Origin of the sequence: Marinobacter albus, from assembly GCF_030238305.1 — a bacterium.
In the GTDB taxonomy this organism is placed as follows: Bacteria; Pseudomonadota; Gammaproteobacteria; order Pseudomonadales; family Oleiphilaceae; genus Marinobacter; species Marinobacter albus.
Genome location: NZ_JASSQD010000001.1, coordinates 1,053,362 through 1,073,975, shown reverse-complemented (window position 1 = coordinate 1,073,975; position 20,614 = coordinate 1,053,362). Strand labels below are relative to the sequence as shown.

The 20,614-nt window shown below is 58.7% G+C and carries 20 protein-coding genes; 4 read left to right on the top strand and 16 right to left on the bottom strand.

Features of this window, described 5'->3' with window-relative positions; all coding sequences use genetic code 11:
* Positions 1–10 precede the first annotated feature (10 nt).
* Both putA and QQF73_RS05040 read right to left on the bottom strand, forming a co-directional pair.
* Positions 11–3,640, bottom strand: coding sequence for a bifunctional proline dehydrogenase/L-glutamate gamma-semialdehyde dehydrogenase PutA (putA, locus tag QQF73_RS05045; protein ID WP_285367453.1), 3,630 nt, complete (start codon positions 3,638–3,640; stop codon positions 11–13).
* A gap of 172 nt (positions 3,641–3,812) precedes the next feature.
* A complete protein-coding gene (locus QQF73_RS05040; protein WP_285367452.1) occupies positions 3,813–7,322 on the bottom strand; it encodes an NAD-glutamate dehydrogenase in 3,510 nt (1,169 codons plus the stop codon).
* Between the two features lie 157 nt (positions 7,323–7,479).
* On the opposite strand from QQF73_RS05040, the gene QQF73_RS05035 reads away from it, so the two are divergent.
* Positions 7,480–7,932, top strand: coding sequence for an Lrp/AsnC ligand binding domain-containing protein (locus tag QQF73_RS05035; protein WP_219866548.1), 453 nt, complete (start codon positions 7,480–7,482; stop codon positions 7,930–7,932).
* On the opposite strand, the gene QQF73_RS05030 is transcribed toward QQF73_RS05035, so the two are convergent.
* The 7 genes from QQF73_RS05030 to efpL form a co-directional block, all read right to left on the bottom strand.
* On the bottom strand, positions 7,913–8,689 hold the full coding sequence (locus QQF73_RS05030) for a hypothetical protein (RefSeq protein WP_285367450.1): 777 nt from the start codon (positions 8,687–8,689) through the stop codon (positions 7,913–7,915). The genes QQF73_RS05035 and QQF73_RS05030 overlap by 20 nt on opposite strands.
* Positions 8,690–8,721: 32 nt before the next feature.
* Positions 8,722–8,964, bottom strand: coding sequence for a hypothetical protein (locus tag QQF73_RS05025; RefSeq protein ID WP_219866550.1), 243 nt, complete (start codon positions 8,962–8,964; stop codon positions 8,722–8,724).
* Between the two features lie 97 nt (positions 8,965–9,061).
* Positions 9,062–9,553, bottom strand: coding sequence for an acyl-CoA thioesterase (locus QQF73_RS05020; RefSeq protein ID WP_219866551.1), 492 nt, complete (start codon positions 9,551–9,553; stop codon positions 9,062–9,064).
* 131 nt (positions 9,554–9,684) lie between these two features.
* A complete protein-coding gene (locus QQF73_RS05015) occupies positions 9,685–10,275 on the bottom strand; it encodes a DUF502 domain-containing protein (protein WP_285367449.1) in 591 nt (196 codons plus the stop codon).
* Positions 10,276–10,370: 95 nt separating this feature from the next.
* Positions 10,371–10,736 carry a thiol-disulfide oxidoreductase DCC family protein gene (locus QQF73_RS05010; protein WP_218635212.1) on the bottom strand — a complete coding sequence of 122 codons (366 nt, stop codon included), beginning with the start codon at positions 10,734–10,736 and terminating at the stop codon, positions 10,371–10,373.
* Between the two features lie 21 nt (positions 10,737–10,757).
* On the bottom strand, positions 10,758–11,042 hold the full coding sequence (locus QQF73_RS05005; RefSeq protein ID WP_285367448.1) for a DUF4242 domain-containing protein: 285 nt from the start codon (positions 11,040–11,042) through the stop codon (positions 10,758–10,760).
* A gap of 226 nt (positions 11,043–11,268) precedes the next feature.
* Positions 11,269–11,835, bottom strand: coding sequence for an elongation factor P-like protein EfpL (gene efpL, locus QQF73_RS05000; protein ID WP_219866555.1), 567 nt, complete (start codon positions 11,833–11,835; stop codon positions 11,269–11,271).
* Positions 11,836–11,955: 120 nt separating this feature from the next.
* On the opposite strand from efpL, the gene QQF73_RS04995 reads away from it, so the two are divergent.
* Complete coding sequence (locus tag QQF73_RS04995; RefSeq protein ID WP_219866556.1) at positions 11,956–12,825, top strand: NAD(P)-dependent oxidoreductase; 870 nt, start codon at positions 11,956–11,958, stop codon at positions 12,823–12,825.
* Between the two features lie 7 nt (positions 12,826–12,832).
* On the opposite strand, the gene QQF73_RS04990 is transcribed toward QQF73_RS04995, so the two are convergent.
* From QQF73_RS04990 to QQF73_RS04970, 5 genes are all read right to left on the bottom strand, one after another.
* Positions 12,833–13,600 carry a DUF2182 domain-containing protein gene (locus QQF73_RS04990; RefSeq protein ID WP_219866557.1) on the bottom strand — a complete coding sequence of 256 codons (768 nt, stop codon included), beginning with the start codon at positions 13,598–13,600 and terminating at the stop codon, positions 12,833–12,835.
* Positions 13,601–13,615: 15 nt separating this feature from the next.
* On the bottom strand, positions 13,616–14,251 hold the full coding sequence (locus QQF73_RS04985; RefSeq protein ID WP_219866558.1) for a DUF1326 domain-containing protein: 636 nt from the start codon (positions 14,249–14,251) through the stop codon (positions 13,616–13,618).
* A gap of 133 nt (positions 14,252–14,384) precedes the next feature.
* On the bottom strand, positions 14,385–15,065 hold the full coding sequence (locus QQF73_RS04980) for a hypothetical protein (RefSeq protein WP_285367446.1): 681 nt from the start codon (positions 15,063–15,065) through the stop codon (positions 14,385–14,387).
* Complete coding sequence (locus QQF73_RS04975) at positions 15,062–15,550, bottom strand: hypothetical protein (RefSeq protein ID WP_219866560.1); 489 nt, start codon at positions 15,548–15,550, stop codon at positions 15,062–15,064. The genes QQF73_RS04980 and QQF73_RS04975 overlap by 4 nt, the downstream gene beginning before the upstream one ends.
* 121 nt (positions 15,551–15,671) lie before the next feature.
* The gene (locus tag QQF73_RS04970; protein WP_285367445.1) at positions 15,672–16,841 is read right to left on the bottom strand and encodes an alkane 1-monooxygenase; all 1,170 of its coding nucleotides are present in this window, start codon (positions 16,839–16,841) and stop codon (positions 15,672–15,674) included.
* Between the two features lie 138 nt (positions 16,842–16,979).
* On the opposite strand from QQF73_RS04970, the gene QQF73_RS04965 reads away from it, so the two are divergent.
* Positions 16,980–18,035: a helix-turn-helix transcriptional regulator gene (locus QQF73_RS04965; RefSeq protein ID WP_285367444.1), complete on the top strand. Its 1,056-nt coding sequence runs from the start codon at positions 16,980–16,982 to the stop codon at positions 18,033–18,035.
* On the opposite strand, the gene QQF73_RS04960 is transcribed toward QQF73_RS04965, so the two are convergent.
* Complete coding sequence (locus tag QQF73_RS04960; protein WP_285367442.1) at positions 17,999–19,030, bottom strand: threonine aldolase family protein; 1,032 nt, start codon at positions 19,028–19,030, stop codon at positions 17,999–18,001. The genes QQF73_RS04965 and QQF73_RS04960 overlap by 37 nt on opposite strands.
* Before the next feature lie 59 nt (positions 19,031–19,089).
* Positions 19,090–19,983, bottom strand: coding sequence for a LysR family transcriptional regulator (locus QQF73_RS04955; RefSeq protein ID WP_285367441.1), 894 nt, complete (start codon positions 19,981–19,983; stop codon positions 19,090–19,092).
* Between the two features lie 97 nt (positions 19,984–20,080).
* Between QQF73_RS04955 and QQF73_RS04950 the strand changes: the two genes are divergently transcribed.
* Positions 20,081–20,581 carry a lactoylglutathione lyase family protein gene (locus QQF73_RS04950; RefSeq protein ID WP_219866564.1) on the top strand — a complete coding sequence of 167 codons (501 nt, stop codon included), beginning with the start codon at positions 20,081–20,083 and terminating at the stop codon, positions 20,579–20,581.
* The last annotated feature ends 33 nt before the right edge of the window (positions 20,582–20,614 follow it).

Below are 20,614 nucleotides of genomic sequence, written 5' to 3'. Positions count from 1 at the left end.
GGGCTGACCGTTACTCGGAGGCTGCGATCAGGCTCGCGTTGCCGCCCGCCGCGGTAGTGTCGACACACAGGTGACGCTCAATCACGAAGCGCTGGTCGAGCTTGTGCTCGGTGATCAGCGGCAGCAGTGCACCATCACGCTTGGCCAGGGCCAGACGGTAGCTACGCAGCAGCTCCGGCTCGGCACAACTGACCACGGCTTCGAAACCGTTGGCGGTCGCCAGGGCCTCGGGCTCCAGCTGGCCGTTGATGCCGACAATCGGAAGCCCGGCCTTGGCCGCTTCACCGACTTTGCCTTCAACATCCGGCGCAATCACAACCACCTTGTTACCCTGTGACAGAGCGGTACCAGCCTGTTCCAGCGCTGTCACCCGGTCAGGGCCGAGGCACAGCACCACACCGCGGGCGTGGTTGGAAAGGCGGTTCAGCTCGCCGGTCGGCCCTGGCAGCTCCTCGGAGTGGGCGTCCAGGGGCGCCGGGACGTCACCAAAGATCGGCGTCAGGGCCGACATGCGCTGGTCCGGTTTCGGTGACGTGAGCGAATCCAGCTTGCCAATCAGGCTCTGCAGCTTCCTGGCGTCAATCTTCTTGCCACCGGAAGGGGCCGGGACCTCAACGGTTTCGCCCTTCATGAAGCGGCGAACATACTGCGGACCGCCCGCTTTCGGTCCGGTACCGGAGAGGCCTTCGCCACCGAACGGTTGTGAACCGACAATAGCGCCGATCTGGTTCCGGTTAACGTAGGTGTTACCAACCTTGATCCGACGCGAGATCCGTTCTACCCGACGGTCAACCCGGCTGTGGACGCCGAAGGTCAGGCCGTAGCCTTTGGCATTGACCTGATCCACCACCTTGTCGAGGTCCTTGGCCTCGAACGTCGCGACGTGCAGCACCGGCCCGAAAATTTCTTCCTCCATCTCTTCGATGCCGGACACCTTCAGAACAGCCGGCGAGACAAACAGGCCCTTGTCAGGAATCGGAAGCTTTTTCAGCAGCTTGCCATCGCGCTCAAACTTGTCGCAATGGTCGACAATCTTCTTGCGAGCGGTTTCGTCGATGACCGGTCCCACATCGGTCGAGAGCAACCAGGGGTCACCGATACCCAACTCTTCCATGGCTCCGTAGAGCATCTCCAGCAGGTTGTCGGCAATGTCCTTCTGCACGTAAAGCATGCGCAAGGCCGAACAGCGCTGGCCCGCACTCTGGAAAGACGACGCCAGCACATCACGGACCACCTGCTCGGGCAGGGCCGTGGAGTCCACAATCATCGCGTTCAGGCCGCCGGTTTCCGCCACCAGCGGCGCATCCGGTGCCATGTTCTCGCTCATCACCTTGTTGATCCGCTGGGCCGTGGCCGTGGAGCCGGTGAAGCAGACGCCGGTTACCCGCGAATCGGAGGTCAGTGCCGCGCCAACCGTCGCACCCGTTCCGGGCAGCAACTGGATGGCATCTTTCGGAATGCCGGCCTCGTACATCAGCTCGACGGCCCGAATGGCCAGGAGAGACGTCTGTTCGGCCGGCTTGGCCAATACAGTGTTGCCCGCTGCCAGATTCGCCAGAATCTGGCCGGTAAAGATGGCCAGCGGGAAGTTCCAGGGCGAGATACAACACATCACGCCCCGGGCGTCGCCGGCATCCTTGTAGCGCAGGCTCTCGTTAGCGTAGTACTGGGAGAAGTCCACCGCCTCGCGAATCTCGGCGATGGCGTCCAACAGGGACTTGCCGGCCTCGCGGGTGGTCAGGGCAAACAGCTCGTAGGCGTGCTCTTCGTACAGGTCGCCTACCTTGCGAACGCACGCTGCACGCTCCTCCGCTGATTTCGTGGACCAGCTCTTGAAGCCTTCCCGGGCAGCCGCGATCGCCGTATCCACATCCGCGTCCGAAGCCTGGGTCACGTGCCCCACCAGATCCTCGGGATCAGCCGGGTTGCGCACGACCTGGACTTCCGTACCGGCGACGTCACCGGCGATCAGCGGGCCGCCCTTCCAGCGATGGTCGCGGAAGGCGTTACGGCCGGCATCGATTTCTGCCACGGTCACCGGGTCGGTGATGTCCCAGCCCTTGGAGTTACGGCGCTGGTCACCGAACAACTTGTAGGGATGCACAATGGCCTTGCTGGAGATGTTGTCGCCCATTTCCTTGACCGAATCGATTGGATCCTTGGCGATCTCCTCCGGTGTGATGCTCTTGTCCACAATCTGGTTCACGAACGAACTGTTCGCCCCATTCTCAAGCAGACGGCGAACCAGATAGGCCAACAGGTCCTTGTGCGGACCGACCGGAGCGTAGATCCGGCAGGGCACGCCACTGGCCTTCAGAACCTCGCTGTGCAGGGATTCACCCATGCCGTGCAGACGCTGGAACTCGTAGTTGTCCACGCCCTTGGATTTCGCCAGCTCGAGGATACTGGAGACCGAGTGGGCGTTGTGGGTGGCGAACTGCGGGTAGATCCGGTCCGTCATATTGATCAGTTTGGTCGCGCAGGAAACAAAGGACACATCACTGCACGCCTTGCGGGTAAAGACAGGAAAGCCATTGAGGCCCATCACCTGGGCGCGTTTGATTTCCGCGTCCCAGTAGGCGCCCTTCACCAGACGCACCATGAAACGACGGTCGTGTTTCTTGGCCAGGCCGTAGAGCCAGTCCAGGGCATAGGACGAGCGTTTGCCATAGGCCTGGACCACCACCCCGAAACCATCCCAGCCGGCCAGCTCAGGATCGGCAACCAGTTCTTCAATCACATCCAGTGACAGGTCCAGCCGGTCCTGTTCCTCGGCGTCGATATTGAAGCCCATGTTGGCAGCCGCCGCCTTCTTGACCAGCTTACGGGCACGGGGGAGCAGCTCGTTCATCACCCGCTCCTTGTTGCCGTATTCGTACCGGGCCAACAGGGCGGAGAGTTTTACGGAGATGCCCGGGTTCTTGCGCACATCGCCCTTGCACGCCTTGGCAATGCTGTCGATGGCGGTAGAGTAAGCATCAAAATAGCGCTTGGCATCATCGTCGGTGCGAGCGGCTTCGCCAAGCATGTCGTAGGAGTAGGTGTAACCCTTGTCCATGTACTCCCTGGCTTCGTCCTGGGCTTCGTCGATGTCGCGACCCAACACGAACTGACGCCCCATTTCTTTCATCGCCTGACCGGCCACGGTCCGGATGACCGGCTCACCGAAACGCTTGAGCAGCTTCCGCAGGGTGTCGCCAATACTGTTGCGATCGGATTCCTTCAGCAGGTTGCTGGTCATCAGCAAGGCGACGGTCGCGGTGTTAATCAACTGGGACGACGCCTTACCGAGGTGGGTACCCCAGGCACCAGAGGTGATCTTGTCTTCGATCAGATCGTTGATTGTCATGCTGTCCGGCACCCGCAGCAGGGCCTCGGCGAGGCACATGAGGGCCACGCCTTCCTTTGTGGTCAGGCCATACTCGGCCAGGAACTTCTCCATGATGGTCGGCTTGGCATTCTTGCGGACACTCCGCACCAGGTCGGCCGCACGGGCCGAAATGGCCTCACGCTCGGTCTGGGACAACTGAGCACCAGCAATCATCTCATGAACGACCTTGTGCTCATCAGCGAGGTAATAGTCACGAATGGCCTGCCGGCTGTCGACAAGAGCGGGAGTCTCTGATTGCTGCGGTCTCATAGTTGAACCCTCTTAGTTGTTTGTCTCTCCGGCATTTTACCCAGATCAACAAAGACTATTTGTCTATAAAAACAATACAGACAAGCCGATAAGTCTTTTTTGATTCGTTAAATTTTTATTATTTTCTCTTAATTAACGATCGTTTAGTCAATATGACCTAGACAATCCATTATCAGGCTTTCAACGCCAATTCCCTGAGTACGCCATGAGCGACCGAGAACACGGCGCAGTCAACTTCATTGCCTGCCTGCATGTCGCCAAGCATTCGTTTCCAGCGGCTCAGCAACGGCTGTTTGTCATGACGCCACGTCTCGAGCAATTGCTCCGGAGACGCGTCGTCGGCCCCACTTTCCGGACGGGCGGCGAACACACTGGAGGTCAGGTTCCTGAGCTGTTGATCAAGCTCGTCCCGATAGTGAATGGTCGCCAACACCTGCCAGTGACCAATCGCCCGAAAGGCACGCATCTGCCGGTCCAGCCAGGTCAGGTTAAGGCTCTCACCCAACCGGAAGTAAACCCAGGCCACCGACTCGAGTTTCTGGCCCAGGCGACGGGAGATCTCGATCATGTCCATCAGCCAGTAGCGGCTTTCTGCGGAAGCGCACCAGGCTGCCAACGCCTCAGGGACACCTTGCCCCTTATAATCATCATAGCGCTCCTGCCAGCGACTTTCAGGGATCACCGTCGCCAGATGTCGAGTCGATGCCACCACCTCACAAAGTGGACCCTTGTAACGCTCCTCGCAACTTCCGGGATCAAGATCGGTCCGGTAATTGTGCAGCAACCAGCTGGAACTGCGGGTCACGAGACGAATCACATCGCCAAACAACTCCGCCTGCCCCCGGGCGCTGACCTTCCCGTCCAGGTTTTCGATTGCCTTCCACTGGGCGTCTACGTCATGGATCCGGAGAGAGATCAGGTAGGCTGACGCGATATCGCCAACGGTCGCACCGGTCGCATGGCGCATCCGGTCTACCCAGGTAACTCCCATGCGATTGACGATATCGTTGGCAATCTGCGTGGCAGCAATTTCCGCGCGCAACGGGTGGGCGTCGATGGCCTCGGGAAAGGCGTTCAGGAGCGACACCGGAAAAGCGGAATGCAGGGCCTCGACAAACCGAGGGTCATGAACGATCTTCGCCTGGGCCAGGGCCTGTTTCAGTTCAATCTTGGCATAGGACACCAGGACAGAAAGCTCCGGCCGGGTCAGACCGGCGCCCCGCTCGCGGCGGGCCTGAAGCTCGTCGTCATCGGGCAGAAACTCCAGCGCCCTGTCGAGTTTCCCTTCGGCCTCCAGGCGCCGCATCAGGCGTTCGATCTCTTCCATGGAGGACACCAGACCACTCTGGGCCAGGCTCAGGGCCATGGCCTGCCGGTAATTGTTGGCAAGAACAAGCTCGGCAACCTCCGGTGTCATCGCCCTGAGCAACCGGTTGCGTTCGGCCAACGTCAGGCGTTCCTGATGCACCAATTCGTTCAGAAGGATCTTGATATTCACCTCGTGGTCCGAGCAGTCGACCCCGCCGGCGTTATCAATGAAATCGCTGTTGGCAGAACCGCCGGTTCGGGCAAAAGCCACCCGCCCGAGTTGAGTGACGCCAAGATTGCCGCCCTCGCCCAGAACCCGGCACCGTAACTGGTCGGCGTTGATCCGGACGGCATCGTTGGATTTATCGCCCACCTGTTCGTTCGATTCGTGCCGGGCCTTGACGTACGTGCCAATACCTCCGTTCCAAAGCATATCGACAGGTGCCGCCAGCAACGCACTGATCAGTTCACTGGGTGCAAGCCGGGCCGCCTCGATTCCGAGTGCGGCCCGCATTCCGGCTGAGATCGGGATGGACTTCATGGACCGGGGGAAGACACCGCCGCCCTCGCTGATCAGCTCGGTGTTGTAATCGGCCCAGGTCGACCCTGGCAAGTCGAACAGACGCTTGCGTTCGGCATAGGAGGCGGCTGCATCCGGCGCTGGGTCAATGAAGATGTGCTGGTGGTTGAACGCGCCCACGAGCCGGATCTGCTCCGACAACAGCATGCCGTTGCCGAACACATCGCCCGCCATGTCGCCGATGCCAACGACGGTAAATTCCTCGGCCTGGGTATCAAGCCCCTGCTCCAGGAAGTGACGCTTGACGGACTCCCAGGCGCCCCGCGCCGTGATGCCCATCTTCTTGTGGTCATAGCCTTCGCTGCCGCCGGAGGCGAAGGCATCGCCCAGCCAGAAACCATAGTCTTCGGCCAGTCGGTTGGCGATATCCGAGAAGGTCGCGGTGCCTTTGTCCGCCGCAACCACCAGGTAGGTGTCATCGTCGTCGTGGCGAACCACATCAACCGGAGGAACCACCACCCCTGCTTCGAGGTTATCCGTCAGATCCAGCAGCCCGCAGATGAAGATCTGGTAGCAGGCAACGCCCTCTTCCCGAAGCGCCTCCCGGGAGCCATCTGTCGGAGGCTGCTTGACGATAAAGCCCCCCTTGGCGCCCACTGGTACGATCACCGAATTCTTCACTTGCTGGGCCTTTACCAGGCCGAGGATTTCGGTACGGTAATCCTCAATCCGATCGGACCAGCGCAAACCACCACGCGCAACCGGTCCCGCCCTGAGATGAACCCCTTCCACCCGCGGTGAGTAGACAAAGATTTCAAACTTCGGACGCGGCTTGGGAATGTCCGGAATGGAGGATGGATCCAGCTTGAACGAGAGATAGCTCTTGAACTGATCGCCTGCCTGACGCTGGAAGAAGTTGGTTCTGAGTGTTGCCCGTATCAGCACATAGAAGCGCCTGAGGATCCGGTCGTCGTCCAGGTTCGCCACTGCTTCCAGGGCGCTGAGGATGTCACTTTCGATGCGCCCGGCGGCCGCGTCCCGGTTCTCTGGTGAGATCGCCCCCGGTTCAAACCGGACGTTGAAGAACCGCACCAGCAGGGTGGTGATGTCCAGGTGGCGAGCCAGGGTATCGGCAATGAAGGGTTGGCTGAAGCCGAACCGGAGCTGCTTGATGTAGCGCGAGTAGGCCCGAATCAGTGCCACCTCACGCCAACCCAGGCCTGCAGCCATGATCAGCTGGTTGAAATCGTCGTTCTCTGCGAAGCCGTTCCAGATTTCACGGAAAGCCTCCTGCAACAGGGGGGTGACCGCGTCGAGGTCCGCATTCCTGCAGCGCGGGTGACACTCCACGGTAAAATCGCTGATCCCGAATTGCTCTCCGTCCCGGCGTTGTATGCGGTAGGGATGCTCTCCCAGGACCCGCATTCCCAGATTCTCAAGTATGGGAATCACGTCGGAGAGCACAACCGGGTCGCCCTGGCTGTAGAGCTTGAAGCTCATCGTCAGGCGGTCCGACTCCTCGCGCTCGTAAAATCGCATGGGCACATCGGATGCCACCGCAATAGACTGAATCTGACCGATGTCGCCAATGGCTTCTGATACCGGGAAACGCGCCCGGTAGGCTGCCGGGAAACCGCCACTGAACATCTGAGCCTGCCGACCGCCAGCGACCTCGCCGTGCGCCGCCACGAGCCGGGCATGCAAATCGTCGTCCCAGGACCGGGACTCCTCCATCATCCGGGCAACCAGTTCCTTGAGATCCGTGGAATCGTCTGGCGCCTTGCTCTGAGTCTGCAGCGCCTCAGAAAGTTGTTCCAGCAGGGTTTGTTGTTGTATTGAGCGGGGATGGGACATCGGAAAACTCCGGGATATAGCAGCTGAGGATGGTTTACCAGAACTCTCAGTATAGCCAAGACCATGAAGTCACTTTGACCATATAGTTTCCAAAAACAGGTATTTTGATTATATTCAACCGCTGAAATAGCCGCTAAGCCAGTCAGGAACTCAAATTATGGTCGAACTGGATAGAATCGATCACTCCATTATCCGCGAACTCCAGAAGAACGCCCGGATTACCGTGACCGAGCTTGCGTCCCGGGTGGGATTGTCGAAAACCCCATGCCAGGTCCGCATGCGACGGCTTGAGGAACAGGGATACATTACCGGCTACACCGCCCTGGTGAACCAGACCAAGCTCGGGCTGTCTCACATTGCCTTTGCCCAGGTCACGCTGGACGACACCAGCAGCAACGCACTGGAGGCATTCAACACCTCGGTCAAACAGATTTCGGCGGTTGAGCAGTGCCACATGATTGCGGGTAACTTCGACTACCTGCTGAAAGTCCGGACCCGGAACATGGCGGAGTACCGTCAGGTTCTGGGAGAGCAGATCTCCGCTCTGCCCCACGTGTTGCAAACCAGCACGTTTGTGGTCATGGAGAACGTCAAGGATGCGGGACTTTAACCGAGGAAAACTGCAGGCCAAGCTCGTTGCGGTACAGGGCATTACCGATACCCAGAACGATGTTGTCCACGGAAAAATCCTGGGGGATATTGGCCTTGGAGGCCTCATCGTGCTCAAGCGCTAGCACCAGCCGGAGCAGGTCCAGCAAACGGATCACCAGGTCCAGCAGTCCAAAATCCTCGGGCGGATCGCTGGCAGCACCCTGAACGAAAGCAACGGCGGCCTCGACAATCTGGCGGGAATGTTCGCCCAACGCGGCCACAGACAACCCCTTGATGGATTCGAGACGTTGCTCCCGCTCCAGGCGGATGGCCTCCATACACAGTTCCCGGGACTGTTCGGGCGAGGTTTCCTGTTTCAGAATGCCCGCCAACCTGAAATCGACCGTCCCCTCGCTGCATTGCTCCCGATACTCGCTCTCGACCGCCTGCAGGGCATGGGGAAGGAACTTTTGGATGGCCTGCTCCCGGGCCTCGGCAAGCTGCTCCACCGACGCCGCATTCACCATGGCGCTCATAACCTGGACACAGTAGGTCAGATGTTCCCAGATCTCCGGAGCTATGCGCTTCGGCTCCGCGGGAAGCACGCGTTTGATGGAGACAAATTCGAAGTAGAGGCTGGTGACCTCCCGCTCGGAAAAGCCGGAGGTCCGGATGATATGAGGTAAGCCCAGCTCTTCAATCTCCCGCAGCAGGCGGGGAATAACCAGAAGAATGTAGTGCTGGGCACCTTTCGATACTAGTTTTAACTGGTCCAAACTACGTTCCGATTGTTTCGACAACACCCCGATCAGTAACTGGCATTCAGTTTGTTCAGGGCTTCATTCAGTACCTTGACCGATTCACCATGTTTGCCTTGATTGTGCAATGCTTCGCCCTTGGCGCGCAGCTCCTTCACTTCTTGCTTGACATCGCTTCCAACCTGGGAAGAAACAAGCTGGCTGTCAACCTGCTTCATCAGGGCTGGGCACTGGCCCGCAATCACCGGTGCGGCCAGGAAAAGGGACAGTAACGCAGCGGCTAGATATCGCATGATGGTTCCTCCATGTTAAACAAGCCTTATGTCAGTGTAGTACCGATCCGGTCTGGCGAAAACCATCGTGTTTCTATTAGGGCCAGGCCCGGACAGGTCAACGGCTGGAGAGCTTTTCCCGGGTCTTCAGGCGACCTTCCCGGCGAATCTCGGCGTTCTCGAAACGGCGCCTCTGCTCGTCCGACTCCGGAATGACATGAGGCACATCCACAGGTTTGTCGTTCTCATCCAGCGCCACGAAGGTGAAGAACGCCGACAGGATATGCCGGGTGTCGCCGGTGTAACTGTTCTCCGCCTCAACCCGTGCGCCAATCTCCATGGACGAGCCCCAACTGCGGTTCAGTGACAGGTTGAACAGGAGAGTATCATTGCCCTTTGCGGGCGCCCGGAAATGGATGGAGTCCACCGCAGCGGTAACGCAGACGTGCGCGGAGTGGCGCTCGGCAACCACCAGGGCAAGCCGGTCGCATTTGGCCATGATCATGCCGCCAAAGACCGTGTTGTGGGCGTTCATGTCGTTCGGGAACACCTTGTAGACATGCTTCTCAATAACGGACGCAGACACGGGTTTCGCGGGCATTTCAGACATCTGTTCGGTTCCTTCTCCTCGGGGGTTTCGAGTACCTTACCTCATGAAAGCGGGGAACACCGGGCTTTGCCCACATTCACCGAATCTGGTCTAAACTCAATTTGTTTCAGCTATCAGTCACGGAGATCATGCTATGGCCGCTTCATTTTTAGTGCGTCACGCAGATCTTCGGCGCCCCGGCCAAGCCGCCGGATATGGCCGACCGCCTGCGGTACGGTGATTTCCAGGGTATGAACCCGACTGGCCGAGACGTAAACCACTGAACCGGACCACGGGTCGGGAGAACCGGGCAGGTAGACGACAACCGGCCCGTCCGAGAGCCTCTCCACCTCAAAGCCGACCTGGGCATAGTCGTCAAAATGCACCATCACCGATTGCAGGCTCCGGGACTCAGCTTCATCCATCTTCAGGTTTTCGGCAAAGCTCTTGATAAAGGAGTAGCCAGGTATGGCGAGCAACCCATTATCGATCTGGCGATAAAACTGTTTGGCCCGAGAGCCCTTGGCAACAAACCCGGCAACAAAGCTGACCAGTAACACCGAAACCAATGCCAGCAGGTTCGCAACGGCAACACCGCCCACGTAATCGATCGGCAGCAATCGGCCCAGAGGCTCGGCGACTCGCAACATGATCTCATGGGCTTTGCCCAGCACCACGAGTATAACGACGACAGGCAGCAGGAACACGATGCCGCCAATGATTGTGGTTTTGATGAAATTCATGGTCGCCCGCTCCCTGGTCTATCGTCCTGACTGACACATTCGGCGACGTCATCCAATCGTTGAGATCCTGCCCATGCCATTGGATTGACTATAGATCAAGCCGGGCCATCCAACCGCCGACTCACCCAGGAATGATAAAGCCGGGCCAGGAACGGACGAATCAGAGGAAGACCAATCAACCAGGCAAGCGGCTTCAAAACCGGTACCCGCGACATCAACAGGATATACGCATCCATCTCCCGGTGAATCCGGCCCTGAGCGTCCTTGACGTGCAATTCCCTCAGTGCCGAATCCGGGTCGATGCCTTCCTGGCGTAACTGATCATCACGGCCGGTAATGTCCAGCCATTCAACCGACTCGCCGGTGCGACCCGCGAGCTTTTCGTACCATCGCCTGTCCTTGATGCAGGCAGGACAGGAACCGTCGTAGAACACGATTAGCTTGCCATCTGGCGACGTCATGGTCCTCCCGAGTGTTGATCGTTAACTGGCCACTGGCTCGGCGGTGGTCGGATCCATCGTGGTCCGGACCTCGGAGACGGCCGTCACGGGAAACCCGCCCATTTCCGCGTGCCGCCTGACCATCGCCTCATCCGGTGCGATGTAAAGGCAATACACCTTGTCCTCAGTGACAAAGCTGTTCAGCCATTGGATCTTTGGACCCAGTTCTTCCAGCACAGAGCAGGATTTCCGGGAAATCTCCTGCAGTTCGCCAGTGGATAGTTTGCCGGCACCCGGCAACTCCCTCTCAACCATGTATTTTGGCATGTTTCGTCCCTCCCGCTCACGCCCCGTATGTCGGGGTCGCAAGACCAACGATTTCTTCGCCGCCTCTTAACAGATTAGCCCCCGAAACGCCGTGTAACCACTCAGAAACGCTTGGATTTTAGATCATTAATGCACCATAGGTCGGGCGCTATAATCGAAGGAAGTAACGGGGACACCAGGGCGGAAATAGGCCCCCCCGAAACCACCTCGGGGGCCATGTTCAGGGTCAGGCGCGGCTCAGGAACTTACGCTCGTCCACGTTCACCTTGATACGGTCACCGGTGGAAATATGCTCTGGCACCTGCACCACCAAACCTGTCGACAGGGTAGCGGGTTTGGTACGGGCGGTCGCAGACCCTCCTTTGACGGACGGGTCGGTTTCGCTGATCTCCAGCTCCACCGTCGGTGGCAAGGCCAGGGATACCGGCGCATCACTGACCAGCACCACCATCAGACCCTGTGTGTCCTCGCTGATGAACAGCAGCTCGTCGGCGATCGACTCCTTGTTGAGGCTGTATTGGGTGAAGTCTTCGCTATCCATGAAGACGTACTCATCACCATCGGAATAGGAGAAGGTGGCCGGCCTGCGGACCAGATCGGCCAGATTCAGCATGTCCGAATCCTTGAACGTCTCGTCAATCTTGTTGCCGGTAACCACGTCGTACATTCGCATGCGATACAGACTGCCGCCCGCCCGGCCCTGGGGGACGGAACGTTCGATATCCTTGACGAAGTAGACGCGACCATCGTACTCGACGGCTGAATTCTTCTTGATTTCACTTGCTCTTGGCATTGCACTGTTCCAGAAAAAAAATGAGACAATTAGGGCTGTTGATATACCACGATGGTGAAAGACAAGCGATAGTCAAATGCTCAATTCATGCTGTTTCCACCGGATCACAGGGAGCCTTTTATGAACGTCGCATTCATTGGCCTGGGCATTATGGGAAGCCGAATGGCCCGTAACCTCCTCAAAGACAACTCGCTCTCCCTCACCGTTGCCAATCGGTCCCCCACTGCAGTCCAGGCCCTGGAGGCGGAGGGTGCCCGCGGAGCCAGCTCCGCTTCGGAAGCGGCCCGGAACGCCGACATCGTCATTACCATGCTGAGCGACCCGACCGTGCTGGAAGAGGTCGCCTTCGGCGATGAGGGCTTTGTGCCGGCCATGCACAAGGGCTCACTCTGGGTGAACAGCTCCACCGTTAACCCCTCCTGTACACGAAACTGCGCAAACCGGGCGAATGCTCTCGGGATAAGGTTTCTGGACGCGCCGGTGGCGGGCACCAAACAACCTGCCGAAGACGGTGAACTCACGTTCCTGCTGGGGGGCGAAGATACCGACGTTGAGGGCGCCCGGCCACTCCTCGAGCTGATGGGACAAAAAATCCTCCATGTGGGGGCAGCCGGTCAGGGCAGCGCTTTCAAGATGCTGGTGAACGCCCTGCTCGCGCAATCCATGCTGGCCTATGCCGAGACGGCCCTGCTGGGAGAAAAGCTTGGATTCAGCCGCGATTTCCTGATGGACACCCTGCCCAACCTGCCGGTGTCCGCGCCGTTCCTGAAGGGCAAAGCCGAGTTGATACGGGAAGGCAATTACGAAGCTCAGTTCCCACTCGAACTGATGCACAAGGACCTGCACCTTCTGGAGCAAACCGCCTACGAGGAAAACCAGCCCATGTTCCTGGCAAGCCTGGCCAAGACAGTGTATGGCAGCGCCAAGCAGGCAGGGTATGACCGAGAGGACTTTGCCTCGGTGTTTGACTTCCTCACCGGCAACCGGTGATCGGCCCTCACACGATCAGAACCACGCCCAGACCGATGGCGAGGGCACCAAACGCCCTTGCCAACCATTCACCACCAGGTATCAGCTTCTCCAGCAAAACCACGACGGCGATGGCGGCGATCACGCTCAGGTCCATGACCCCACCAACGAACAGCAGCGCCATAAGCGCGGCACAACAGCCAACGCAATAGGTTCCGTGGCGGAGACCCATTTCGAAGGCCCCCTTCAGTCCGGACCGCCAGTACCGGGTGATGAACAGCAAAGGCCCCCGGCAACGACGAAGGCAGGCCTGTTTCAGAGAGGAGAACTGATAAATGCCCGCGGCGATCAGAACCACACCGCTGAACACCTGGTTCTGACTGCGCATCTGGGGGCTGAGCAACGCCGACTCCTCGAGTAACCACTGCAGGGCCGTGGCCGTCAGGCTGAACAGACCCCAGACCAGCAGGTATCCACCCGCAAACAAGGCCGTCCCCAGCATTCCCCCCGCCAGTTGGTTTTTCCGCGCCACCTGCCGATACAAGAGAATCATGGGCGCGGCACTGGGGGTCATCATGGCGACCATCATCACGCTCCACATCACCACCATCATGGCGAAGTACGCCGGGGTCCAGTGCTTGAATGCCATCATGTCGCCCGGAGACATTGATGCCATCTCCGACGCCAGGCCAAACACATACAGCCAGCAAAGGCCGGCAATCGTCAGTAAACCAACAAGGGTTACCGTTGACCCCCGCACTATGGAACGCGAGAACACCGAACGTCCGTTGCCCATGTGAACCTCCGGGGTCTAGTGGTAAACCCCGGTCGGACCAATATCCAGGTGCGACATATGGCTATGGGTCGCGTTCAACTCTATCGGCATGTCCGCGTGAGCGCTGGTACGACCGCTTGCCACTTCGGCCACGTGGTACTCGAACCCATGGGGCAACTCGATTCGGGCCTGATGCTCAGAACCGTCGATCGGACTGAGAATGGGCGTGCCACTGGCCTCTACCAGATCCGCCACCCGAATCGACGCCTTCCTGCCCTCAACGTCACAGGTCATATCGATCGGACAGAACACCGGATCGTGCATCTTCGTCATGGTGCTGGCGAAGACATTGAAGAACGTGGCGCCCGGCTCGGAAGTCTCACCGGACATAATGGCCATCAGCGCGTCCCGCTGTTCCTGGGTGGCCTTTTCATCGACAAAAGCCTGTGCTGTACCGTTGCCTTCATGAATGGCTCCCGGCCACTTCAGCGTCATGGCAAAGGCCAACCCATCCAGCCGGGTATCGCCGAAGTACCCGTCTTCAATTTTCACCGCCGCAAATGCTTCGCAGTCACCATGGGACGGTCGCCCCATGAACTGACACGGACACCCCAGATCACAGTTACAGTTTACAAACTCCAACCCCTTGATTCGCCAATCTACCCTGTCCATCTCCGTTACTCCTCTTTGGTAACGCAGCCTCATAACCTAATAATAAACCCGGCCCGAACGGGCATTAGATTATTAACGACACAAAATCCGGCGATTATTCGTGGGGCGCTTAAAAAGTGCAGGTGCGGCCGGCTCAGATCGGCCAGTTGGCAATCCGGTCGCCGAACACCATCAACAAGAGGGGAATGGGAGAAATGGCAACCGCTAGCATGAGCAGGTAACGGTGAAACGAAAACAGTTTGCTCATGCCCGCCATCAATGCCAGGCCACCACCGCCTCCCAGCACCACGTTGCCCGGCAGGTTGATGGCAAGCATCAACGTCAGGTAGCGGTGCCTCAGCAACCAGGGCACCAGGCGCCGGGGAGATTTCTCCATCAATCTGGCGAGTCGCTGGTCTGCATCCAGGCCTTGGAAACTCTCCAGAAAACCGGCCGCCTTCACCAGGCGCACATCCCGCAGAAATCTCGTTATTGTGGCTTCCGGTAACAGTCGTCCGACCAGAAAGGCGAGAGTGAGAGCAATCAGGGTGCAGCCGTACACGAGGGGGACAATCTTGGGCCCCAGTATCATCATCAGCGCCAGACCGATCTCAACGCCCGGCACAAAGGGAATCGCCATCAGCAGAATATAAGCTGCCATGGAGGTCATGATAATCCGGTGCAACATCGGTTCCGTGGTTGGCCGGATGGTCATATCGAGGCCATCAACAATGCCGCGCGTCAGCAGATTGCCCACGACGACAATCGCAACCAGACAAGCCAGCTTCACCAGTCCGGCGACACGACGGTTGGCCGGCATAACCGACGGGTTCATGGTTCGCCAGCCTGTACCAGCTTACCCTTGAACCAAAACTCCTTTTCAAAGGTCCAGTACCAGCGTTTGTTGATCCAGGTGAATGAGCCTTCTATTTCGTCTCCCCGAACTGTGCCCCGCCAGTACATCACCGCGCCGGAATGCAGGCAGGGCACCTCGGCACGCATCTGAATCGCATCGTCCTGCGCCCTCACCCAATACTCAACTTTGGCGTAGCCACAGGTCCGCTCGCACTCTTCGGAAACAAACTGCCCATCCTCGAATACGAGCCGGTCTTCCACATCCAGTGGTTCACCCTTCAGACCAAGCTGGCTTTCGAAGATTTTGCCATCCAGCGCCGTGGCTACCGGCATCTGATTGTCTGCGACTCCAACGGGGGACACCGACAACATCAGGGCAAGCACCAACCGTAAAGGCAGGCATTGCGTTGGCTGAATAACGGGAAACGCGACGTGGCGGAGAATGTGATCAGGAGAATGTTGCATCGGCACATACTCCAGGCAGAGGGCCTGATTACAGTTTAGCCAAACCACCCTCAAAAGAAAGCCAGGAACACCACCAGAACACTATTGCCGGAATGAGCATTCCGCCAACGCGCACGGCTGGCTAGCCAGGGGATGCCGCCTGCTCTGGCGGACGGGCCGACTGCTCGAACTCCCGGGCAGAAAGCTGCCACTCCTCACCCCGGTAATAGGCGCGAACGCGGGGATTCATCACCCGAAACCATAACGGCGGAATCAGTGCGAGGAGGTACATACCGGTATAGCCCGTTGGCAATTGGGGCGCGCCATTGTAATGGCGTAATACCTGATAGCGTCTGGCGGGAAAGGCATGATGGTCGGAATGCCGCTGCAGGTGAAACAACCCCATATTGGTGATGAGGTAATTGCTGTTCCAGGAGTGGGCCGGCGTGGTGCGCTCGTAACGACCATTCGGGAGTTTTCGACGGTGCAGGCCATAGTGCTCAACGTAGTTGATGATTTCGAGGGTGGTGAAACTCATCCAGCTTACGCCCAGATAGAACACCAGCCCGGCCCAGCCAAACAACAGCAACGACGCCAGTACAAAACACAGGCTGACGGCATTCCACCAGAGCAGTTCGTTGCGCCAATGCAGCGCAGGTAGCCCGAGCTTCTTCAGCCGGACCGCTTCGAGCTTCCAGGCGTTACGCACATTGTGCAGGTACGCGCGGGGCAGAAAGTGGTACAGGCTCTGCCCGTAGCGGGCCGATGAGGCATCTTCCGGAGTGGACACCGTCACGTGGTGGCCCCGCAGGTGTTCCACCTTGAACCCGGCATAGCACACAGAGGCATAGAGTAGCCCACCGGCCCAGCTCTCCAGCCGGTTGCGCCGGTGAATCAACTCATGACCGACGTTGATTGAAAGAATGGCGCTGACAATACCGCAGGACAGTATCCACCCCACCTTCCCGACCACGGAGAACTGATCGCTGGTCGCGAACACCCAGGCCCCGAAAGACAGCACCGCCAGCTGCGCAGGCACCACCATCAGCGTCATAAAGGAATACCAGCGCTGCCCGGACAATTTCTCGACGTCGGCATCGGTGGGATTGGACGCGTCGGTTCCCACCAGGTGGTCGACCACTGGAATGATCCCGAAAATCACAAACAGTGGCCACCAGGCGTACAGATTCCAATGCCCGGTTTCGAGCATCGTCCGCCACGCGTCGTAGGGCAGCATAGCCACCGCAAATACCAGCAGGAACAGCACTTTCTTGAGCGGGATCATGATCCGGGACGGCACTTTCTCCAGCATGGGGGTCTCCTTGTGGCCACACCTTTTGTTGTTTATGCCTTCACTGTGCGCCCATCCTGACCGCGAAACAGGTTGTTAATTGACAATTTTCTGTCATTTTCAGACACTGCAGACTGCGCGACACCAGGAAAAACCAAGATGCACGAGACCGGCCCACAGGCACCAACCGCTGCCCGTTACATCCATAGCCTGTGTCAGCTGCTGGCTACGGCCGACGTGCCCATTGAAGACCTGCTCTCTGGCACGGACGTGCAGCCGCAACTGCTGGACGCTCCCGATCACTATGTCAGTCACTATAGCCTTGACCGCGTCCTGCATAATGTTGAGCAGCGCACGGGCGAACTCTATCCCGGAGTACGCCTTGGGCATCACCTGAACATCAGCGCCCATGGGTCCGCCGGCTACGCCGGCCTGACCGCACCCAATGCGCGCCAGGCGATAGACATCGCGGTCCGCTTTTTCCCGCTGATCACTCAACTGGTGACGCTGAACCTCGACAATACCGGCAAGCACGCGCGGCTTGTCATAACCCCCACCCCCGGAATCTCCGAGCGCACCGAGCGGTTCGTGATCCACACCCTGCTTGCCAGCTTTGATGTGATGGGCAGGTTTCTGGTGGGACAACTGGGGCTGCGTGCGAGCCTGGCATTTCCGCGGCAGGAAGAGCTGTCCGCAAGACTCGGCCCGAGCCTACGAGACATTGCATTTGATCAGCCCCAACACAGTCTTTCACTACCCCCGGACCGACTGGAAATCCCCTTTGCCCTCGCGGACAGAACAGCTCACGCACAGGCAGTAGCGGAATGCGAAGAAGAACTGAAGCAGTTGAAACACCGGGGGAGTCTGGCGGAGCAGGTCCTCGCCTTGTTGACCGCCCCCGCCCGCTTGCCCCGGGATCAGGAGAGCGTGGCGGCGCAACTCGGCATGTCTTCCCGGACACTGCATCGCCGCCTGCAGCGGGAGGGGGTAAGCTACCGGGCACTGCTGCTTGATGCCCGGATCACCGACGCCAAGCACTGCCTGCTCCGGGAACGCTTGAGTGTCACGGAAACGGCCTACCGCCTTGGCTATGACGATTCCGCCAACTTCACCCGGGCGTTCAGGCAGGCGACGGGGATGACGCCCACCGGGTTTGTGAAGATGGCCTCAGCCTCTGATCAGGCCACCAGTTCCCGCACGTCCGACAGAAACTGATCCACCCGTTCGGTTGTTGTCGCCCAGGAACACATAAGCCGGGCCGAACCACCGATGAAATTGTAGAAGCGCCAGCCTTTGGCACGAAGCGCCGCCTGCACGGGGTCCGGCATCTCCACGAAGACGCCGTTTACCTGCCTGGGGTAGCGGAGCGTGATACCCGGCAATCCTGCCAGACCATTGGCCAGCCGCTCGGCGCAGGCGTTGGCATGGCGGGCATTCTGCAACCAGACATCGCCTTCCAGCAGGCCGCACCAGGGCGCCGAGATAAACCGCATCTTGGACGCCAGCTGGCCGGCCTGCTTACAGCGCCATTCAAAATCCTCCGCCAGGTGTTTGTTGAAAAACACCACGGCTTCGCCCAGTGCCAGGCCATTCTTGGTGCCGGAAAAACACAGGACATCGACCCCTGCTTTCCAGGTGATCTCCGAGGGGTGCACGTCCAGCGCGGCCACGGCATTGGCAAACCGTGCGCCATCCATATGAATGTTCAGGTTGTATTGATCGGCGGTTGCCCGGATGGCGCGCAGCTCCTCCGGAGTGTAGATCGTGCCCACCTCGGTGGCCTGGGTCAGGCTCAACGCCTTGGGCTTGGGGTAGTGGATATCGGTCCGCTTGGTAACCAGGTGCTCGATGCTCTGGGGCGTCAGCTTGCCGTCGGTCCCCTGCCCCAGCAACAGCTTTGCACCGTTGGAGGCATATTCCGGACCTCCGCATTCATCGGTCTCAATGTGCGCCAGCTCATGGCAGATGACGCTGTGAAACGACTGGCCAATGGACGCCAGGGCGAGGGAATTGGCGGCGGTTCCGTTAAAGACAAAGAACACGTCGCAATCAGTATCGAACACTCCGCGGATGCCATCTGCTGCCCGCTGGGTCCAGCTGTCTTCGCCGTAAGCCGCCTCGTCCATTCGGTTTGCCGCCTCCATGGCCTTCCAGGCGGGCGGACAAACTCCGCTGTAATTATCACTGGCGAACTGCTCATACTGGGACACGTCAGGCCTCCTGTCGGGGAAATGGGAAACGAGGTTCAACAGCCCCCAAATTACACGATTCAGTGTGAATCGCCAGCACCCAGCCCCAATCCTTCCCGCATCGCCTCGATCACCGTCCTCACCCGGTTGGCCACCGGCTGGTTCCGGCGGAAGCAAAGCAACAGCGTCTCACTTGCCGGTTTGGACAATCGGTGTGTTTGCACCAACTCCCGCGCCGGAAACGCCTCGACGGCGTAGGCTGGCAGCACCGTAAACCCAAGGCCCATGCTAACGGGCTGAAGAATCAGGCTGATCTGGTTGGAAAACCCGGCAAGCGGGAACTGGTTGCTGTGGTGGAACTCCGGATAGTTGGCGCCCAAAAGCAAACCGGCGTGGTGTGCCCCATCCGGGTGGTCGACAAACCCGAGTTCCATCAACTGCTCCCAGCGCGGCTCACTCATGTTTTTCGGCGTCACCAACAGCAGCGGTTCTTCGCCCACCGGCTTGATTCCCACCTCGTCGAGACTTGACGGGCTGGTCATGATACCCACATCGACCCGATAGTCGGCGATGGCACGCTCGACATCGGCGTTGGGCGCAAACCGGTAGTCCATGACCAGCTTCGGATGGCGCCGTTGCAGTTCCAAAAGATGGGGATAGAGTTTCAGCCCCACACTGCCCGGTGACATGATCCGGACCACGCCATCATGCAACGGGTCTGCGCCGATCCGACGCTCCAGATCCGACAGGGACTCAACAATCGCACTCGCCTCGCGATACAGCCGCGAGCCCGCATCGGTCAAGGTAAACCGTTTGCCCTGTCGAATGAGCAGCGACCGTTCAAGATGCTGTTCCAGCTTTCGCACGTGCTGACTGACCCCGGACTGAGTCATGTGCAGCCGCTCCGCGGTGCGAGTGAAATGCCCGACCTCAACCAGGGTGCAGAAGCTGCGTAGCCAGACTGGATTTATCATTACGCCACCTACTTAAAAATATCAAAAATGATAATTTTAAGTAATCAATCAAACTTTGTAACCTGCCTTCGGAATCACAGATACAGGAGGCAACACCATGAGCAACGTATACCCGAGAAATTTCTCCCACATCGGCATCTCGGTACCCGACCTTGAAGCGGCGGTGAAATTCTACACCGAGGTAATGGGTTGGTATCTGATTATGAAACCCACCGACATCGAAGAGGATGACAGCGCCATTGGGGAGATGTGCACGGATGTGTTCGGCAAAGGCTGGGATCGTTTCCGGATCGCCCACCTGTCCACCGGTGACCGGATCGGTGTCGAGCTGTTCCAGTTCAAGAACCAGGAAAATCCGCAGGACAATTTCGAATACTGGAAAACCGGCGTATTTCACTTCTGCGTTCAGGACCCGAACGTCGAAGAACTCGCGGAACGGATTGTTGCCGCCGGCGGCAGGAAGCGCATGGAAAAACCACGCTACTATTACCCGGGTGAAAAACCCTACCGCATGATCTACATGGAAGATCCGTTCGGGAACATCCTGGAGATTTACAGCCACAGCTATGAACTGATCTACAGCGACGGTGCTTACTGAGCCAAGCCCCGCTCCAGGCATACGCCAGCAGAG

Coding starts and splice junctions, on each gene's coding strand:
- putA (WP_285367453.1), bottom strand. CDS start 3,640: ATGAGACCGCAGCAATCAGAGACTCCCGCTCTTGTCGACAGCCGGCAG.
- QQF73_RS05040 (WP_285367452.1), bottom strand. CDS start 7,322: ATGTCCCATCCCCGCTCAATACAACAACAAACCCTGCTGGAACAACTT.
- QQF73_RS05035 (WP_219866548.1), top strand. CDS start 7,480: ATGGTCGAACTGGATAGAATCGATCACTCCATTATCCGCGAACTCCAG.
- QQF73_RS05025 (WP_219866550.1), bottom strand. CDS start 8,964: ATGCGATATCTAGCCGCTGCGTTACTGTCCCTTTTCCTGGCCGCACCG.
- QQF73_RS05020 (WP_219866551.1), bottom strand. CDS start 9,553: ATGTCTGAAATGCCCGCGAAACCCGTGTCTGCGTCCGTTATTGAGAAG.
- QQF73_RS05015 (WP_285367449.1), bottom strand. CDS start 10,275: ATGAATTTCATCAAAACCACAATCATTGGCGGCATCGTGTTCCTGCTG.
- QQF73_RS05010 (WP_218635212.1), bottom strand. CDS start 10,736: ATGACGTCGCCAGATGGCAAGCTAATCGTGTTCTACGACGGTTCCTGT.
- QQF73_RS05005 (WP_285367448.1), bottom strand. CDS start 11,042: ATGCCAAAATACATGGTTGAGAGGGAGTTGCCGGGTGCCGGCAAACTA.
- efpL (WP_219866555.1), bottom strand. CDS start 11,835: ATGCCAAGAGCAAGTGAAATCAAGAAGAATTCAGCCGTCGAGTACGAT.
- QQF73_RS04995 (WP_219866556.1), top strand. CDS start 11,956: ATGAACGTCGCATTCATTGGCCTGGGCATTATGGGAAGCCGAATGGCC.
- QQF73_RS04990 (WP_219866557.1), bottom strand. CDS start 13,600: ATGGGCAACGGACGTTCGGTGTTCTCGCGTTCCATAGTGCGGGGGTCA.
- QQF73_RS04985 (WP_219866558.1), bottom strand. CDS start 14,251: ATGGACAGGGTAGATTGGCGAATCAAGGGGTTGGAGTTTGTAAACTGT.
- QQF73_RS04980 (WP_285367446.1), bottom strand. CDS start 15,065: ATGAACCCGTCGGTTATGCCGGCCAACCGTCGTGTCGCCGGACTGGTG.
- QQF73_RS04975 (WP_219866560.1), bottom strand. CDS start 15,550: ATGCAACATTCTCCTGATCACATTCTCCGCCACGTCGCGTTTCCCGTT.
- QQF73_RS04970 (WP_285367445.1), bottom strand. CDS start 16,841: ATGCTGGAGAAAGTGCCGTCCCGGATCATGATCCCGCTCAAGAAAGTG.
- QQF73_RS04965 (WP_285367444.1), top strand. CDS start 16,980: ATGCACGAGACCGGCCCACAGGCACCAACCGCTGCCCGTTACATCCAT.
- QQF73_RS04955 (WP_285367441.1), bottom strand. CDS start 19,983: ATGATAAATCCAGTCTGGCTACGCAGCTTCTGCACCCTGGTTGAGGTC.
- QQF73_RS04950 (WP_219866564.1), top strand. CDS start 20,081: ATGAGCAACGTATACCCGAGAAATTTCTCCCACATCGGCATCTCGGTA.